This is a genomic window from Pseudaquabacterium inlustre (assembly GCF_038066595.1).
GTDB classification, from domain to species: domain Bacteria; phylum Pseudomonadota; class Gammaproteobacteria; order Burkholderiales; family Burkholderiaceae_C; genus Pseudaquabacterium; species Pseudaquabacterium inlustre.
Genome location: NZ_JBBUTH010000003.1, coordinates 324,222 through 341,221, shown reverse-complemented (window position 1 = coordinate 341,221; position 17,000 = coordinate 324,222). Strand labels below are relative to the sequence as shown.

Below are 17,000 nucleotides of genomic sequence, written 5' to 3'. Positions count from 1 at the left end.
TCAGCGCACGCGCAGTCGCGGCCCACCCGCTTCGGCCGGGGCCACCGCGCCGATCGCCGCCGCGTCGGCAAAGCCGTGGCGGGCGAACACCGCCAGCACCGCATCCACCGCATCGGGCCGGCACGAGACGAGCAGGCCACCGCTGGTCTGCGGATCGGTCAGCAGGGCCTGGTCCTCGGGCGCGAAGCCCGCGGGCAGCGCCACCTCGGCGCCGTAGCCGGCCCAGTTGCGGCCCGAGGCGCCGGTGACGCAGCCCTGCTGCGCCAGGGCCCGCACGCCGGGCAGCAGCGGCACGCGCGCCCAATCGATCTGCACCTGGCAATTCGCGCCGCGCGCCAGTTCCAGCGCATGGCCGGCGAGCGCGAAACCGGTCACGTCGGTCAGCGCATGCACGCCGTCGAGTGCGGCCAGCTCGGGCCCCGGCGTGTTCAGCCGCGTGGTGGTGGCGATCATCTGCGCATAGCCGTCGGCATCCAGCTGGTTCTTCTTCAGCGCCGCCGACAGCACGCCCACGCCCAGCGGCTTGCCCAGCACCAGCACGTCACCGGTCCGCGCGTCGGCATTGCGCTTGACACGGTCGGGGTGCACCAGGCCCAGTGCCACCAGGCCGTAGATGGGCTCCACGCTGTCGATGGTGTGGCCGCCGGCGATCGGGATGCCCGCCGCCTTGCACACCGATGCGCCGCCTTCGAGGATGCGGCCGATGGTGCGGGTGCTCAGCACGTTGATCGGCATACCCACCAGGGCCAGCGCCATGATGGGCGTGCCGCCCATGGCGTAGACATCGCTGATCGCGTTGGTGGCGGCGATGCGGCCGAAGTCGAAGGCATCGTCGACGATGGGCATGAAGAAGTCGGTGGTGGCGATCAGCGCCTGCTGGTCGTTGAGCCGGTACACCGCCGCGTCGTCGCTGGTCTCGATGCCCACCAGCAGCTCGGGCGGCACCGGCAGCGCGCTCTGCCCGCGCAGGATCTCCGACAGCACGCCCGGCGCGATCTTGCAACCGCAGCCGCCGCCGTGCGACAGCGAGGTCAGGCGGGGTTCGGTGGCTGGGGTGGATGGGGCGGCGGTCATGGTCGGGATGCGGGTTGGCAACGGGAACCCTGCAGCATAGCCGTCGGCTGGCCGCGACGATCGCCGCGACAATGGCGCATGACCCCAGCGCAACAGCCCTCGCCGCAGCACAGCCCCTTGCGCCGCCACCTGTTGGCAGCCGGCCTGGGCAGCGCGCTGGTCGGCGTGCGGCGCCACGCGCAGGCCGCCGATGCACCCGGCCACGAATGGCGCCCCTGGCCGAAGCAGAAGCCGACACCCGCGCTGGACCTGCCGCTGCTGGACGGCGGCCGCTGGCGCCTGGCCGAGCAGCGCGGCCACCCGCTGGTGCTGAACTTCTGGGCCAGCTGGTGCGGCCCCTGCCGCGCCGAGATGCCGGCGCTGGAGCTGATGGCGCTGCGCCACGCGGCCGACGGCTTGCGCGTGCTGTGCATCAACCACCGCGAGTCGCCGCTGGCGATCCGCCGCTTCACCGAGGCCATCGACCTGTCGCTGCCGGTGGCGCTGGATGCCGATGGCGCCGCCTCGGCCGCATGGACGCCCAAGCTGTTTCCCACCACGGTGCTGGTCAGCCGCAGCGGCCGGCCGCTGGGCCAGGTGCTGGGCGAGCTGGACTGGGCCGGTGCAGCCGCGCGCGCGCTGCTGGCACAGCTGCTGGCCGCGGCCTGAACCTGCTGGCCGGAGCCGGCCGGCGGTTCGCGGGACAATCCACGGTTTTCCCGTTCCTGCGCCCTTGGTGCGCCGTCCCATCATGACCGCTTTCAACCGCCGCTCGCTGCTGGCCGCAGCCGGCAGCCTGGCCCTGCCCGGCCTGTCCGCCCTTCCCACTTCCGCCGCCGCCCAGGCCAACACGGCCCCGGCCCCGGCCCCGGCCGCCAGCCGCCGCTTCGAGCCCGCACCGGGCGCCTGGCGCAGCTTCGAGCTGACCACGCAGATCGAGCTGAAGGGCGTGCAGGGCAAGCCCGCCAAGGTGTGGGTGCCGCTGCCCTCGGTGGACACGCCCTACCAGCGCTCGCTGGACAGCAGCTACACCGGCAACGCGCAGTCGATGAAGGTGGTGTCGGACACGCAGTACGGCGCGCGCATGCTGCTGGCCGAATTTGCCGCCGGCGGCCCCACGCCGGTGCTGCAGGTCAGCAGCCGCATCCAGAGCCAGAGCCGCAGCACCGACTTCACGCGCAAGACCGTGGCCCGCGAGGATGTCGACACGCTGCGCTTCTGGACCCGTGCCACCGAGCTGATGCCCACCGACGGCATCGTGCGCGAGACGGCGCAGGGCATCGTGCGCGGTGCCAAGACCGACCACGAGAAGGTGCAGAAAATCTACGACTGGGTGGTGGGCAACACGCATCGCGAACCCAAGGTGCGCGGCTGCGGCATCGGCGACATCAAGGCCATGCTGGAGACGCAGAACTTCGGCGGCAAGTGCGGCGACATCAATGCGCTGTTCGTGGGCCTGTGCCGCGCGGTGGGCGTGCCGGCGCGTGATGTCTACGGCATCCGCCTGGTGCCCTCGGCCTTCGGCTACCGCGAGTTGGGTGGCAACCCGGCCAACCTGAAGGGCGCGCAGCACTGCCGCGCCGAGGTGTTCCTGAAAGACTTCGGCTGGGTGGCGATGGACCCGGCCGACGTGGGCAAGGTGATGCGCCAGGAAACCCCCGAGTGGATCAAGGACGTGAGCCACCCGCTGGTGACGCCGGTGCGCCGCGCGCTGTTCGGTGGCTGGGAGGGCAACTGGATGGCCTACAACATGGCCCACGATGTGGCCCTGCCCGGCAGCACCGGTCCGCGCCTGGGCTTCCTGATGTACCCGCAGGCCGAGATCGCTGGCGAGCGCGTGGATGCGCTTGCGCCGGACGATTTCAAGTACGCGATCGCGGCGCGGGAGTTGACGAGCGCTTGAGTCGCTTCGTTCCTGCTGGCTTGCTCAGTCTTTGACGGGCGCCAAGGCCGCCGGGTGGCCCTTGGACGTAAGTCAAGGGGGAGGGCCGCAGGCCCGGAGGACATGGAGTCCAAGGGCCACCCGCCGGCCTTGACCTTGCGCTCACCTGAGCAAAGAAACAGGTCAAGCAAAACCCAGGCGTCAGAAGTGAATCCCCCGCATCATCTGCTGCAGCGCCACCGCCTCGGCTGAGAGCTTGGGCTTCTCGCCCTTGGCACCGGCGGCCGCATCGCTGTCGGGGAACATGCGGAAGGTGGTGTTCATCACGATCTGCGCGATGCGCGGCACCAGCGCATGCAGCACCTGGCCGAAGATGCCCAGGCGCGTGGCGATGCGCACCGGCTTGTAGACGCAGGCCTCGGCGATCATGTCCGCGGCCTGCTCGGGGCTCAGCGTGGGCACGTTGTTGTAGATCTTGGTCGGCGCGATCATCGGCGTGCGCACCAGCGGCATGTTGATCGTGGTGAAGCTGATGCCCTGGTCGGCGAACTCGCTGCTCGCGCAACGCGTCCACGCATCCAGCGCCGACTTGCTGGCCACGTAGGCGCTGAAGCGCGGCGCATTCGTCAGCACGCCGATCGAGCTGATGTTGACGATGTGGCCCTTGCGCTTCTTCACCATGCCCGGCAGCAGGCCCATGGTGATGCGCAGGCAGCCGAAGTAATTCAGGTCCATCGTGCGCTGGAAGTCGTGGAAGCGGTCGTAGCTGTTCTCGATCGCGCGGCGGATCGAGCGGCCGGCGTTGTTGATCAGGAAGTCGACGCCGCCGTGCTGCTCTTCCAGCGTCTTCACGAAGGCCGCGCAACCCGCCTCGTCGGCGATGTCCACCGAGTAGCTGTGCACCTGCGCATCGGCGCCGGCCTGGGCCTTGATCTCGGCCACCGCCTCGCGCAGCTTGTCCTCGCCGCGGGCGCAGATGATGGTGACGGCGCCCGCCTCGGCGAACTTGATCGCGGCCGCCAGGCCGATGCCCGAGGAGCCACCGGTCACCAGCACCACCTTGCCGCCCACCGTGCCCTTGAGGCTGCGGTCGATGAACAGGTCGGGGTCGAGGTGGCGCTCCCAGTAGTCCCACAGCCGCCAGGCGTAGTCATCCAGCTTCGGGCATTCGATGCCGCTGCCCTTGAGCGCCGCCTGCGTCTCGCGGCAGTCGAAGCGCGTGGGGTAGTTGACGAAGGTGAGCATGTCCTCGGGCAGGCCCAGGTCCTTCATCACCGCGTTGTAGACGCGGCGCACCGGCGCCAGCGCCATCAGCCCCTTCTTCACGCTGCGGGGCACGAAGCCCAGCAGCGCGGCATTCACGAAGACGTTCATCTTCGGCGCATGGGCGGCCTTGGCGAACACGTCCAGCACATCGCCCACGCGGTAGCCCACCGGGTCGACGATGTGGAAGCACTTACCCTTCAGCACATGCTTGCCGTGGCTGATGTGGTCGATCGCCTTGACCACGAAGTCCACCGGCACGATGTTGATGCGCCCGCCCTCCAGGCCCACCGTGGGCATCCACGGCGGCAGCAGCTGGCGCATGCGCTGGATCAGCTTGAAGAAGTAGTACGGACCGTCGATCTTGTCCATCTCGCCGGTGCTGGAGTCGCCCACCACCATGGCCGGGCGGTACACCGTCCACGGCACCTTGCACTCCTTGCGCACGATCTTCTCGCTCTCGTGCTTGGTCATGAAGTACGGGTGGTCTAGGTTCTCGGCTTCGTCGAACATGTCCTCGCGGAACACGCCCTCGTACAGACCCGCCGCGGCGATCGACGACACATGGTGCAGGTGCCCGGCGTCCACGGCCTTGGCGAACTCCACCACGTTGCGCGTGCCTTCCACGTTCACGCGCACCTGGGCCTCCTCGTCGGCCGACAGGTCGTACACGGCGGCCAGGTGGTACACGGCGTCGATCTGGCCCTTCAGCGCCTTGATCTCGTCGGCCGCCACGCCCAGCTTCTTGGCCGTGAGGTCGCCCGTCACCGGCACCGCGCGGGCCTTGCTGACGCCCCAATAGGCATACAGCTCGGCCAGCTTGCCCTCGCTGCCCGGCCGCACCAGGAAATGCACCGTGCTGCCGCGCCGGGCCAGCAGGGCCTTGACCAGTCGTTTGCCGATGAAACCGGTGGCGCCGGTGACGAAATAGTGCATGTGCGTGCTCTCCAGGGTGCGCGGTGGAACGCAGGGGGTGGAGCCCGGATTCTTGACGATGGCCACCACCGCCCCCTTGCGCGCTAACCCCAAGCCGGACGCAGGTCGCCGCCGCGCCGTGATGTCGGCCGCACACGGCGGCTACAGCGGCATCTGGAAGCGCAGGCCGCCGGCGGAGAACACCACCGACCGCGGCCGGATCTGCAGCACACGCACACCCGGCGCAGCCTCGTCGCCCTCACGCGCCACTTGGCCGTTGACGATGACCAGGCGCTGCGCCGGCTGCTCGGAATACATGCCGCCGCCCAGCGCCAGGGCCGGCAACTGGCGCCGCTGGGCCTCGGGCAGCTCGGCCAGCGTGGGCAGGTGCTGTGCGGCCGCCGCAGGGGGCGCGACCTGCGGGTTCGGAGCCGGAGCCGGAGCCGGAGCCGGAGCCGGAGCCGGAGCAGGCAGCGGCCTCGGCACCGGCGCGGCCACCGGTGCCGAGGCCGCCGGCAGCGCAGGCGGCACCACCACCACGACCGGCGCGGGGGCCACGAGCGTGGGCGCCGGCACGGCAGGCGCCTGCGCAACCGGGCTGGCCACCGGCGACACCGGGGCCGATGCAGGGGTCGACACAAGGCTGGATGCAGCCGGCGGCGCCGGCGTGCGTGCGGCCGTGTCGCCGTCCGTTCGTGCACGCTGGCCCAGGCCCAGCACCACCGCGGCCGCAGCCGCGGCGACGGCCAGCGCACCGGCGGCCAGCCACAGCGGACCGCGGCGGCGCGCGGCCGGCTCGGCCTCGGTGGTCACGGCCGCCCCCGGCGTGTGCAGGCCGGGCACGCCGCCACGCTGGCGTTCGGCGTCGGCACGGCGCAGGGCATCGAGGATGTAGGACATCGTGTCGGAGGGGATGACGGGGTGGTCGGACGGATCGTGGCCGAGGCGCTGCCGGGCGGCCGCTAGTCGGTCAGGCGCTCGGCGAGCCGCGGTTCGGCCACGCCCAGCGCCCGGTTCAGCTGCATGAAGGTGGTGGGCCCGGCCACGCTGTCGGCCGCCAGGCCCTGGGCGCGCTGGAAGGCCAGCAGTTGCCGGCTCCAGCGCGGGCCCAGGCGGTCGGTCGGTGCCGGCGCCTCGGCGCCCTGCACGCGGCGCAGCGCCTCGGTCAGGCTGCGCACCACAGGGCCCTGCTCGCCCGCGCGCAGCGGCTGCTCGTAGCCCGGTGGGGCCTGCCAGAAGGTGGCGAAGTCGCCCGGCCACAGCTGCACCAGCGTGGCGGTGTCGATGCGCCAGCGCCGCGGGCCGGCGCCCAGCAGGGCCTGGCCGCCATCCAGCCCCAGCAGCAGCGCGCGGGCGCTGCGGCCCTGGGCGTCGCGCAGCGTCAGCCAGCCCGGGCGGTCCAGCAGGCGCAGCAAGGCCAGCGAGGTCTGCGTACCGCGGTGGCACTGCCAGGGCGAGCCCTGACCGCACAGCGCCGTGCCCCCGGCGGCCGGCGCCCACACCGAGGCCAGCGCTGCCCAGGCCGCCGGCTCGTCGGCCAGCAGCGCCGGCCAGTCGGATTCGGCGTCGAAGCGCGGCACTGCGGCCGGCGCAGGCGCAGCAGGCGCCGCAGATGCCGCGGATGCCGGGGCCGCACCGGCCGCAGCACGGGCAGCCGCACTCGCGGCGGCCACCGGCGCCGCGCTGGCCACACTGGCCGCACTGGCCGCGCTGGCGACCGGTGACTGGATCGGGGTCTGGGCCGGCGCCTGCGGCCGGCCGATCTGCCAGGCCAGACCGGCCGTTGCGACCGCCAACGCCAGGCCCGCACCGGCCCAGGCCACGCGGGCCCAGGGCCGCCGCATCGGCGCCGACGTGCCATCGAACACCTCGGCCGCAGCCCGCTCGACGATGCGCCGGCCCACGCGGTCGCGGCGCTCGACATAGGCGCCCAGCAGCGCGCGGTCGGCCAGCAGGTTGATGCGGCGCGGCACGCCGCCGGTCAGCGCGTGGATGCGCGCCACCGCGCCAGGCTCGAAGGGCAACGCGCCGCTGCGCCCGGCCACGCCCAGCCGGTGCTGCAGGTAGGCCAGGGTCTCGTCACGGCTCAGCGCACCCAGGTGGTAGCGCGCGATCACGCGCTGCGCCAGCTGCTCCAGTTCGGGCCGGGCCAGCAGGGTGCGCAACTCGGGCTGGCCGATCAGGATGATCTGCAGCAGCTTGCGTTCGCCGGTCTCCAGGTTGGTCAGCAGGCGCAGCTGCTCCAGCACCTCGGCATCCAGGTTCTGCGCTTCGTCGATCACCAGCACGCACTGCCGGCCCTGCGCGTGGGCGTCGAGCAGGAAGCGGTTGAGCGGGTCGATGTGGTCCTTGACCGTGGGCGCACCGGCACTGCGCGGCGTGACCACGATGCCGAATTCGTCGCACACCGTCTGCAGCAGCTCGATGACCGACAGCTTCGGGTTGAAGATGTAGGCCACGCGGCAACTCTCGGGCACCTGCTCGAGGAAGCAGCGGCACACGGTGGTCTTGCCGGCGCCGATCTCGCCGGTCAGCAGCACGATGCCGCCACCCGCCTGCAGGCCGTACAGCAGATGGGCCAGCGCCTCGCGGTGCCGCTCGCTCATGAACAGGAAACGCGGATCCGGCGCGATCGAGAACGGCGCGTGCGCGAGTCCGAAATGGGCGGCGTACATGGGCTGGGAGAATATCCGCCCGGCGCGGGATGTCCGGCCGCCCCCGTGAAAGCGCCAAGCTAGAGCGCCAGCCCTAGTCGATTAAGCTGACGGCCTCAGAACGCCTGCCTACACTGGCCGTGCCGGATCCATCGTGCCGGCCGCGCCACCACAACATCTGCGAGGAGCCCTCCGTGGTCAAGAAGCTTCAGAAGTTGGCCGACAAGAAGGCCGCACCGGCCGCCGGTCTGCTGGACAGCCAGCTGGCCCAGACGGTGAAGGATTCGGCCCAGCAGATCTGGCTGGCCGGCCTCGGCGCCTTTGCCAAGGCGCAGGGCGAGGGCACCAAGGTGTTCGAGACGCTGATCAAGGAAGGCGTGAGCCTGCACCGCAAGACCCAGGCCGTGGCCGAGGAGAAGATCGGTGACGTGGCCGGCAAGATGTCGGCCATGGCCGGCCAGGTCGGCGACAAGGCCAACGCCCACTGGGACAAGCTGGAAACCATCTTCGAGGAACGCACCGCCCGCGCGCTGAACAAGCTGGGCGTGCCCACCGCCAAGGATGTGGCCGTGCTCACCGAACGCGTCGAAGCCCTGGCCGCCGCGGTGGCCGCGCTGGGTGGCCAGCCCGCGGCCAAGACCGCCGCCCGTCCGGCGGCCAAGCGCGTGCGCAGCGCCAAGCCGGCCGCGCCCGCCGCCGAGCCGGCGGCCCCTGCGGCTCCGGCACCCGCGGCCAAGAAGACCGCCAAGGCCGCAGCCAAGCCCGAGGCGAAGCCGGCCACCAAGCGCAGCCGCAAGGCCCCCGCCGCCTGAGCCCTGCCGCGCCGGCCTGAGGCTGGCGCGCCGCCATCCCTGTGAACACCCGCACTGCACCGCGCGCCTCGCCAGGGCCGCGTGGGCCCCGTGTCGGCCTGGCGCTGGCCGGTGGTGGCCCGCTGGGCGCCACCTGGGAGATCGGCGCCCTGTGTGCGCTGCAGGACGCCCTGCCCGGCCTCGACCTCACGCGGCTGCAGGGCTATGTGGGCGTATCGGCCGGTGGTTTCATCGCCGCGGCACTGGCCAACGGCATGAGCCCGCGCCAGCTGTGCGCGGCCTTCATCGAGAACGACACGCCGCAGCCCGACGACGAGATCAGCCCAACGCTGTTCGTGCGCCCGGCGCTCGGTGAATGGTTCGAGCGCCTGGCCATGCTGCCGGCGCTGCTGGCCCAGGCCGGCACGCGCCTGGTGCTGGGCCGGCGCTCGCTCACCGCCGCGGTGGAGCGCCTGGGCGGCGTGCTGCCCACCGGTCTGTTCAGCAACCATGCGCTGGAAGCGCGGCTGCTGCGCGTGTTCAGCCAGCCGGGGCGCAGCGACGACTTCCGCACGCTGCGCGCGCAAGGCCGCCACCTGGTGCTGGTGGCCACCGACCTGGACAGTGGCGAGGCCGCGCCCTTCGGCCAGCCGGGCTGGGACACGGTGCCGATCTCGCGCGCCGTGGCCGCCAGTGCGGCCCTGCCCGGCCTGTTTCCGCCGGTCAGGATCGACGGCCGGCACTATGTGGACGGCGCGCTGAAGAAGACGCTGCACGCCAGCGTGCTGCTGGACGACGGGCTGGACCTGCTGATCGCGCTGAACCCCATCGTGCCCTTCGATGCCACGCATGCCGAGCATCCGCGCGTGCTGGGCCGCGCCGGCCAGCGCATCCCGCACCTGGTGGAAGGCGGCCTGCCGCTGGTGCTGAGCCAGACCTTCCGCTCGCTGATCCACTCGCGCCTGCAACTGGGCATGAAGGGCTACGAGCGCTCGCACCCCGGCACCGACATCGTGCTGTTCGAGCCCGACCAGCGCGACCCCGAGATGTTCCTGGCCAACATCTTCAGCTACGCGCAGCGCCGCCAGCTGGCCGAGCACGCGTACCAGAAGACCCGCGCCGACCTGCGCGCGCGCCGCGGCGTGCTGGGCACCGCGCTGGCGCGCCACGGCCTGCAGCTGGACGACGCGGTGCTGGACGACCCCGAGCGCCGCCTGCTCAAACACCAGGCACTGCCGCGGCCGCACCGCTGGCAAAGCCGGCTGGCGCGTTCGCTCAAGCGGCTGGAAGCGGTGCTGGACGAACTCGACCAGCAACTCGCATCCCGCGTCAGCTGAGCTTCACCGGCACGAAGATCCGCTCACCATCGCGCTGCACCAGCAGCGCCACGCTCTTGGGCTTGTCCTTCAGCAGCGCGCGCACCTGGTCCACGCTCTGCACCGGCACGCCGTTCACGGCCACCAGCAGGTCGCCGGCCTCGATGCCGGCCCGCGCGGCCGGGCCGCTCACGCCCTCGATCACCAGGCCTTGCGCACCCTGCGCCTGGCGGCGTTCCTCGGGTTGCAGCGGGCGCAGCGCCAGGCCCAGCTGGCCGCCCCCGGCCGCCGGGGCATCGGAGGCACTGGCCTGCTTGTCGGCATCGGCCGTGCCCAGCGTCACCTTCAGCTCCTGCCAACGGTGGTCACGCCAGACCTTCAGCGTGACCTTCTGGCCCGGCTGCGACAGGCCCACGCGGCTGCTCAGCATGCCCGAACGTTCCACCGGCTGGCCGTCCACCTCGGTGATCACGTCGCCGGGCTTCAGGCCGGCCTCGGCGGCGGCGCTGCCGGGCACCACCTGCGACACCAGCGCGCCATCGGGCTTGGTCAGGCCGAAGCTCTCGGCCAGCGGCAGCGTCAGGTCCTGCACCGCCACGCCCAGGCGCGCATGGCGGGCGCTGCCGGTGGCCACGATCTGGTCCTTGACCTTCAACGCCACGTCGATCGGGATGGCGAAACTCAGGCCCTGGAAGCCACCGCTCTGGCTGTAGATCTGCGCGTTGATGCCCACCACCGCGCCGTGGCCGTCGAACAGCGGCCCGCCCGAGTTGCCGGGGTTCACCGCGGCATCGGTCTGGATGAAGGGCACCACCGCATCGCCCGGCAGCGAGCGGCCCTTGGCGCTGACGATGCCCTGCGTGGCCGTCTGCTCCAGGCCGTAGGGCGCGCCGATGGCCAGCACCGCATCGCCCACCTCCAGCTGGCGCGAATCGCCCAGCGGCACCGTGGGCAGGCCCTTGGCGTCGATCTTCAGCACGGCCACGTCGGTCACCGGATCGGCGCCCACCACCTTGGCCACGAACTCGCGGCGATCGGCCAGGCGCACCGTCACCTCGCGGGCATCGCGCACCACGTGGGCATTGGTCAGCACCAGGCCATCGGCGCTGACGATGAAGCCCGAGCCCTGGCCCTTGAACGGCACCTGGCCACCGCCCTGGCCGCGCCGCTGCTGCAGGCCCGGCATGCCGCGGAAGAACTGGAAAAACGGGTCGCGTTCCACCTCGGGCGGCAGGCCGCCACCCTCCTCGGCCGAAGCCTTGTGCAGGCCGGCCACGGTGACGCCCACCACGGCCGGGCTGGCGCGCTTGACCACCGCACGCCAGTCGGGCACGAAGCCCTGGGCGGCGATCAGGGGCACTGGGGCGGCTTGGGTGGGCTGGGTGGCCTCCGTGGCCGGGGCGGAGGTGTCGGTATGGGCCGCGGGCTTGAGCCACTGCGGCAGGCCGATGGCACCGGCGGTGCCGCCAGCCACCAGACCGGCGGCCAGGGCCGCGATGGCGACAGGACGAAGCTTCATGGTCAGTTTCCCTTTCTCGTGGAACCCGTCCGCAGGGGCTGCGGATGGCATGAGTGGGATGCTGCGCCCCGACGATGAGGCGCCCGTGAGCCGACGGTGAAGCGAAGATTAAGGGGGGAACGTCACGGTCACGCGCAGCCCGCCGAGTGGCGAATCACCCAGCGCCACCTGCGCGCCATGCCGGTCGGCCACGCTCTTGACGATGGCCAGGCCCAGGCCGCTGCCCTCGGTGGCGCCGGGGTCGCGGCGCCAGAAGCGGTCGAAGGCCACTGCGCGTTGCTCGGGCGGGATGCCGGGGCCGGCGTCGTCGACCCGCAGCTGCGCGCCGCCCTCGGCCAGCGGCACCACCTGCACCCGCACTTCGCCGCCAGCCGGACCGTGGCGCAGCGCGTTGTCCACCAGGTTGCGCACCAGCGCAGACAGCGCGGCGGCATTGCCCTGCAGCGGCACGCGGGCCTCGGCCTGCAGGTCCAGCGTGCAGCCGCGCGCCACGGCCAGCGGCGTGGCGGCGGCCAGGGCCTCGCGCGCCACCTCGGCCAGGTCCAGCGGGGCCATGGCCAGTGCCGGCGCGCCGGGCTCGCTGCGCGCCAGTGCCAGCAGCTGTTCCACCAGCCAGGCCGAACGGGCCACGCCGTCAGACAGGCCCGCCACGGCAGCGTCGCGCGACGCGTCGTCCCGCGCACGCTGCAGCAGCTGCAGTTGCAGCTTCAACGCGGTGAGCGGCGAGCGCAGCTCGTGCGCGGCATCGGCCACGAAGGCGCGCTGCGCATCCAGCGCCTGACCCAGCCGCCACAGCAGCCCGTTGAGCGACTGCACCAGCGGCACCAGTTCGTCGGGCAGGCGGGCATGCGCCCCGTCAGGGCCCTCGGGCAGCGGGGCCAGCGACTGCGCATCGCGCCCGCGCAGCTCGGCCGCCAGGCGACGCAGCGGTGCCAGCGTCAGCGCCGCCAGCCAGCCCACGGCCAGGGCCAGCAGCGGCGCCAGCACGGCCAGCGGCGCCACGCTGCGCAGCGCCGCGTCGGCAGCCAGCGTGCGGCGCACGGCGCGCGGCTGCGCCACCTGGATCACCCGCAGCGGCGTGGCCACGCCGAAGGTGCGCCAGGTCTGCCCGCCGGCCTGGATGTCGGCAAAGCCCAGCTGGGCGCGCGCCGGCAGCTCGGGGTGCGGGCGCGAGGCGTAGACCACGCGGCCATCCATGCGCCAGATCTGGATCACGAAGTCCAGCTGCTCGTCGGCCAGCGCACCGGCATCGCCCGGCGCCACCTCGCCCTGGTCGCGCAGCGACAACGCCATCTGCCGCAGCTGGTAATCGAACAGCGCCTCGGTCTCGGACAGCACGCTGCGGTAGGTGATGCCACCCATCAGCGCGGCGGCGAGCACCAGTGTGGCCAGCAGCGCCAGCAGCAGACGACCTCGCAGCGACCGGATCATGGGCTCATGTCAAGAAGTAGCCGACGCCGCGCATGCTGCCGATGAAGTCGGCCCCCAGCTTGCGGCGCAGCTGGTGCACGTAGACCGACACGGCATTGCTCTCCACCGCCTCGCCCCAGCCGTAGAGCCGGTCTTCCAGCTGGGCGCGCGACAGCACGGCGCCGGGGCGCTGCATCAGCGCCTCCAGCACCGCGAACTCGCGCGCCGACAGCAGCACCGGCTGGCCATGGTGCGTGACCTGGCGCGTGGCCGGGTCCAGCGTCACGCCGGCATGGGCCAGCACGCTGTGCGCCTGGCCGCCGTGGCGGCGCATCACGGCGCGCATGCGGGCGTACAGCTCGTCCAGATCGAAGGGCTTGACCAGGTAGTCGTCGGCCCCGGCATCGAGCCCGGCCACGCGGTCGCCCGAGGCATCGCGCGCGGTCAGCACGATCACCGGCGTGGTATCGCGGCGGGCGCGCAGGTCGCGCAGCACGGTCAGGCCGTCGACCGGGGTGGCCGTGGCGCCCGCTCCTGCCGGGCCACCGGGCGGCAGGCCCAGGTCCAGCAGCACCAGGTCGAAGTGCTCGGCCGCCAGCGCGGCGCGCGCGGCGGCCACGTCGCGCACCCAGTCGACGGCATGGCCCTCGGCGCGCAGCGCGGCACGCAGCGTGTCGCCGATCATGCGGTCGTCCTCGACGAGCAGCAGGCGCATGGGGGCTCAGGCCGCCATCCCCACCCGGGTCACTGGCACACCGGGTGGCATGGCGTTCAATGCAGCTTCATCACCGTGGCCGCGGCGCGCATCGCGCCCTCGCCCATCGCGGCGCCAAAGCGCTTGGCTAGGCGTTCGGCCACGTTCTCGCGCGGCGTGTAGTCGATGATCTCCTCGGCCTTGACCACCTCGCGCGCCACGTAGTCCAGGCTGCCCAGGCGGTCGGCCAGGCCGTTCTTCACCGCTTCCTCACCGTTCCACACCAGGCCCGAGAACGTCTCGGGGCCGGCCTTCAGGCGGTCGCCCCGACCCGACTTCACCACCTCGATGAACTGCTCGTGGATCTGGTCGATCATGGCCTGCATGTAGGCGCGGTGCTTGGGGTTGGCCTCGGAGAACGGGTCGAGCATGGCCTTGTTCTGGCCCGCGGTGAGCAGGCGGCGCTCGACGCCCAGTTTCTTCATCAGGTCGGGAAAGCCGAAGCCATCCATCAGCACGCCGATCGAGCCCACCAGGCTGGCCTTGTCGACATAGATCTCGTCAGCCGCCACGGCCACGTAGTAGGCGCCCGAGGCGCAGATCTCCTCGACCACCGCGTAGACCTTCTTCTTGTGCTGGGCCTTCAGGCGCAGGATCTCGTCGTTGATGATGCCGGCCTGCACCGGGCTGCCACCGGGCGAGTTGATGCGGATGACCACGGCCTGCGCACCCTCGTCGGCAAAGGCGTCGCGCAGGCCGGCGATCAACTGCTCGGCGCTGGCCTCGGTGTCGGCGGCGATCTCGCCGCGCAACTCCACCAGCGCGGTGTGCGGCGTGGTCGGTGCGCTGTGGTGGCCGCGCTCGGCATAGCCGGCCCACAGCACGGCCAGCACCAGGCCCAGCCATGCCAGGCGGAAGAAGATGCGCCAGCGGCGCTCGTTGCGGCGCTCGCGCAGCAGTTCGGCCGTCAGGCGGTCGACGGTGCGCTCCAGCGACTGGAAGGCGCCGGCCGGCACGCTGACCGTGGGCGCGGCCTGCTGCACCGGCGGGGGCGGAGGCGGAGGGGGCACCGGCTGGGGTTGCGGCGGCGGGGGGGACACCGCAGCGTGCTCGGGGTGCGGGGTGTCGTCCTGGGAAGTCATCGGGCGCTCACGGCTGGGGGGCGGCGGCAGGGGGTGCCGCGGTGGGGGCTGCATCCACGGGGCGGATGTCGCGGGAAGGATACCAACTGGCCATGCCCTCGTGCTCGCTCACCGCCACCGGCATCAGCTTGCCGCGGCCGCAGGGGCCGCCGACGCAGCGGCCGTCCTCGGGCGCATAGGCCGCGCCGTGGATCGAGCACAGGATGAAGCGCCGGTCGGCGTCGAGGAACTCGCCGGGCTGCCAGTCCAGTTCAGTGGGCACGTGCACGCAGCGGTTGATGTAGGCCACCAGCCGGCCGTCGATGCGCAGCGCGAAGGCGCGCGCCGGCTGACGGTAGAGCAGCACGTCCCAGACGAAGGCGCGGCCACGCTCGAGCAGCTGGTCGCTGCGGCACAGCGGCAGGGCCGGTTCGGCCGCGTCAGCGCCCGGCGGAGGGGTGTGAGCCGGCTCCGGCGGGCCGGACGGCCCCGGCGGCAGCGTCGGCTCAGGCATGGCGGGCCAACCAGTCGGCCAGCTCGGCGGTGCTGTGGGCCACGTGCAGCGGATCGAGCGCCGCGAAGCTCTCGGGTTCGTGCGCGCCGAAGCTCACGCCCACGCTGGCCGTGCCGGCGTTCTTGGCCAGCTGCAGGTCGTGCGTGGTGTCGCCGATCATCAGCGTGCGCTCGGGCTCCACGCCGAACTCGCGCATCAGCTCCAGCAGCATGCGCGGGTGCGGCTTGCCGGCCGTCTCGTCGGCGGTGCGGGTGCCGTCGAACACGCCCTTGAGCTCCACCGTGGCCAGACAGTCGTCCAGGCCGCGGCGGCTCTTGCCGGTGGCCACGCCCAGCCAGTGGTTGCGGCGCTTGAGTGCCTGCAGCATCTCCAGCGTGCCCGGGAACAGCGTCAGCTCATGCTGGCGCTTCAGGTAGTGATGGCGGTAGCGCTGGCCCAGCTCGGGGTAGCGCTCGGCCGGCAACTCGGGCACGGCATGCTGCAGCGCCTCGGTCAGGCCCAGGCCGATGACATAGGCGGCACGCTCGTGGCTGGGTTCGGGCAAGCCCAGATCCACCGCGGCGGCCTGGATGCAGCGTGCGATCAGCGCGGTGGAATCGAACAACGTGCCGTCCCAGTCGAAGACGACCAGGTCGAAGCGGCGGGGTCGAGTCATGTCTGCCCCTCGTCCGACGAGTACGTCGGCCGATCCCCCGCGGGGGTGAGCGCGGACAGGTGTCGTCCCGTGGACGACGCTTGCCAGCGAACGGCCGGCTTGGGAGCGGCCCGGCGCTCGGCCCGCGAAATGGTGGTTGCCAATGGATGCCTCATAGGCTGGAGTCAATGCCGGCAGTGTCGGCGGCCAGCCGTTTCAGCAGTGTCGCGCAGTCGTCGGGCAGCGGGGCCGTCAGGGTGATGCGCTCGCCGCTGGCCGGGTGGTCGAAGGCCAGCTGGCGCGCATGCAGGAACATGCGCTCGAAGCGCAGCCCTTCAAGGGCCTCGCCACGCGCGAACTGGCGGTTGCGGGCGAAATCGCCGTACTTCGGGTCGCCGACGATCGGGTGGCCGGCCTGCGCCAGGTGCACCCGGATCTGGTGCGTGCGGCCGGTCTTGATGGTCACGTCCAGCAAGGTGGTGTCGGCCATCGCGCGCACGATCTTCACCAGGCTGATCGAGCGCCGGCCATCGGGGTGGTCGGCCGCCACGGCCTTGACATGGCGCTCGCCCTTGACGTCCAGCGTCTTGTGCAGCGCCACGTCGATGACCTTCAGCGCCGCCGGCCAGGCGCCCAGCACCAGCGCGGCGTAGGTCTTGCCGGTGTCGCGCTGGCGGAACTGCTCCTGCAGCGCCACCAGCGCGCTGCGGCGCTTGGCCAGCAGCAGGATGCCGGAGGTCTCCTTGTCGAGCCGGTGCACCAGTTCCAGGAACTTGGCCGTGGGCCGGGCGCGGCGCAACTGCTCGATGACGCCGAAGCTCACGCCCGAGCCGCCATGCACGGCCACGCCAGCCGGCTTGGCGATGGCCAGCAGGTGCTCGTCCTCGAACAGCACCGGAAACTCGCGCGGTGGCGCCGTGGGGCTGGCAGTGCCAGCCTCGGGCGGGTCCTGCCGGCCATCCAGGCGCTGGGCGGCGCTGTCGGACAGGCGCACCGGCGGCACGCGCACCAGGTCGCCCGCGGCCAGGCGCGTGTCGGCCGCCGCCCGCGCCTTGTTCACCCGCACCTCGCCGGAGCGGATCACGCGGTAGACATGGGTCTTGGGCACGCCCTTCAGGTGGCGCAGCAGGAAGTTGTCCAGCCGCTGGCCCTCGCCGGCCTCGTCGACCGCCAGATGGCGCACCTGCGGTGCCGCCGCCGGGGCCATGGCGGCAGCCGCCGGAGCCTGCGCCGG

General features: G+C 72.3%; 15 protein-coding genes. 4 read left to right on the top strand and 11 right to left on the bottom strand.

Going from position 1 to position 17,000, the window contains the following annotated elements; all coding sequences use genetic code 11:
- Entirely contained in the window at positions 1-1,074 is a 1,074-nt protein-coding gene (gene selD, locus AACH10_RS06830; protein WP_341409615.1) for a selenide, water dikinase SelD, read from the bottom strand.
- 78 nt (positions 1,075-1,152) lie between these two features.
- Here selD and AACH10_RS06825 point away from each other — a divergent pair, with 78 nt between their 5' ends.
- Together AACH10_RS06825 and AACH10_RS06820 are read left to right on the top strand one after the other, a co-directional pair.
- Complete coding sequence (locus AACH10_RS06825) at positions 1,153-1,722, top strand: TlpA family protein disulfide reductase (protein WP_341409614.1); 570 nt, start codon at positions 1,153-1,155, stop codon at positions 1,720-1,722.
- A gap of 82 nt (positions 1,723-1,804) precedes the next feature.
- Positions 1,805-2,956, top strand: a complete 1,152-nt coding sequence (locus tag AACH10_RS06820) for a transglutaminase-like domain-containing protein (protein ID WP_341409613.1) — start codon at positions 1,805-1,807, stop codon at positions 2,954-2,956.
- 180 nt (positions 2,957-3,136) lie between these two features.
- On the opposite strand, the gene AACH10_RS06815 is transcribed toward AACH10_RS06820, so the two are convergent.
- The 3 genes from AACH10_RS06815 to AACH10_RS06805 form a co-directional block, all read right to left on the bottom strand.
- Positions 3,137-5,134 carry an SDR family oxidoreductase gene (locus AACH10_RS06815; protein ID WP_341409612.1) on the bottom strand — a complete coding sequence of 666 codons (1,998 nt, stop codon included), beginning with the start codon at positions 5,132-5,134 and terminating at the stop codon, positions 3,137-3,139.
- Between the two features lie 141 nt (positions 5,135-5,275).
- Positions 5,276-6,013, bottom strand: a complete 738-nt coding sequence (locus tag AACH10_RS06810) for a general secretion pathway protein GspB (protein ID WP_341409611.1) — start codon at positions 6,011-6,013, stop codon at positions 5,276-5,278.
- A 62-nt stretch (positions 6,014-6,075) separates the two neighbouring features.
- Positions 6,076-7,788, bottom strand: coding sequence for an ExeA family protein (locus tag AACH10_RS06805; protein ID WP_341409610.1), 1,713 nt, complete (start codon positions 7,786-7,788; stop codon positions 6,076-6,078).
- Positions 7,789-7,961: 173 nt separating this feature from the next.
- Between AACH10_RS06805 and AACH10_RS06800 the strand changes: the two genes are divergently transcribed.
- Both AACH10_RS06800 and AACH10_RS06795 read left to right on the top strand, forming a co-directional pair.
- Positions 7,962-8,579 (top strand): phasin family protein, encoded by a 618-nt coding sequence (locus AACH10_RS06800; RefSeq protein ID WP_341409609.1) that lies wholly within the window; start codon positions 7,962-7,964, stop codon positions 8,577-8,579.
- Positions 8,580-8,620: 41 nt separating this feature from the next.
- Positions 8,621-9,895, top strand: coding sequence for a patatin-like phospholipase family protein (locus tag AACH10_RS06795; RefSeq protein ID WP_341409608.1), 1,275 nt, complete (start codon positions 8,621-8,623; stop codon positions 9,893-9,895).
- Here the strand turns inward: AACH10_RS06795 and AACH10_RS06790 are convergent.
- From AACH10_RS06790 to AACH10_RS06760, 7 genes are all read right to left on the bottom strand, one after another.
- Positions 9,888-11,393, bottom strand: a complete 1,506-nt coding sequence (locus AACH10_RS06790) for a Do family serine endopeptidase (protein WP_341409607.1) — start codon at positions 11,391-11,393, stop codon at positions 9,888-9,890. The genes AACH10_RS06795 and AACH10_RS06790 overlap by 8 nt on opposite strands.
- A gap of 108 nt (positions 11,394-11,501) precedes the next feature.
- Positions 11,502-12,824, bottom strand: coding sequence for an ATP-binding protein (locus tag AACH10_RS06785; RefSeq protein WP_341409606.1), 1,323 nt, complete (start codon positions 12,822-12,824; stop codon positions 11,502-11,504).
- 4 nt (positions 12,825-12,828) lie between these two features.
- A complete protein-coding gene (locus AACH10_RS06780; RefSeq protein WP_341409605.1) occupies positions 12,829-13,518 on the bottom strand; it encodes a response regulator in 690 nt (229 codons plus the stop codon).
- Between the two features lie 56 nt (positions 13,519-13,574).
- Positions 13,575-14,639: a S49 family peptidase gene (locus AACH10_RS06775; protein WP_423228569.1), complete on the bottom strand. Its 1,065-nt coding sequence runs from the start codon at positions 14,637-14,639 to the stop codon at positions 13,575-13,577.
- Positions 14,640-14,646: 7 nt separating this feature from the next.
- Positions 14,647-15,132, bottom strand: coding sequence for a Rieske (2Fe-2S) protein (locus AACH10_RS06770; RefSeq protein ID WP_341409604.1), 486 nt, complete (start codon positions 15,130-15,132; stop codon positions 14,647-14,649).
- Positions 15,125-15,787: an HAD-IA family hydrolase gene (locus AACH10_RS06765; RefSeq protein ID WP_341409603.1), complete on the bottom strand. Its 663-nt coding sequence runs from the start codon at positions 15,785-15,787 to the stop codon at positions 15,125-15,127. The genes AACH10_RS06770 and AACH10_RS06765 overlap by 8 nt, the downstream gene beginning before the upstream one ends.
- Positions 15,788-15,938: 151 nt before the next feature.
- Positions 15,939-16,973, bottom strand: a complete 1,035-nt coding sequence (locus tag AACH10_RS06760; RefSeq protein ID WP_341409602.1) for an RluA family pseudouridine synthase — start codon at positions 16,971-16,973, stop codon at positions 15,939-15,941.
- Positions 16,974-17,000: the final 27 nt, after the last annotated feature.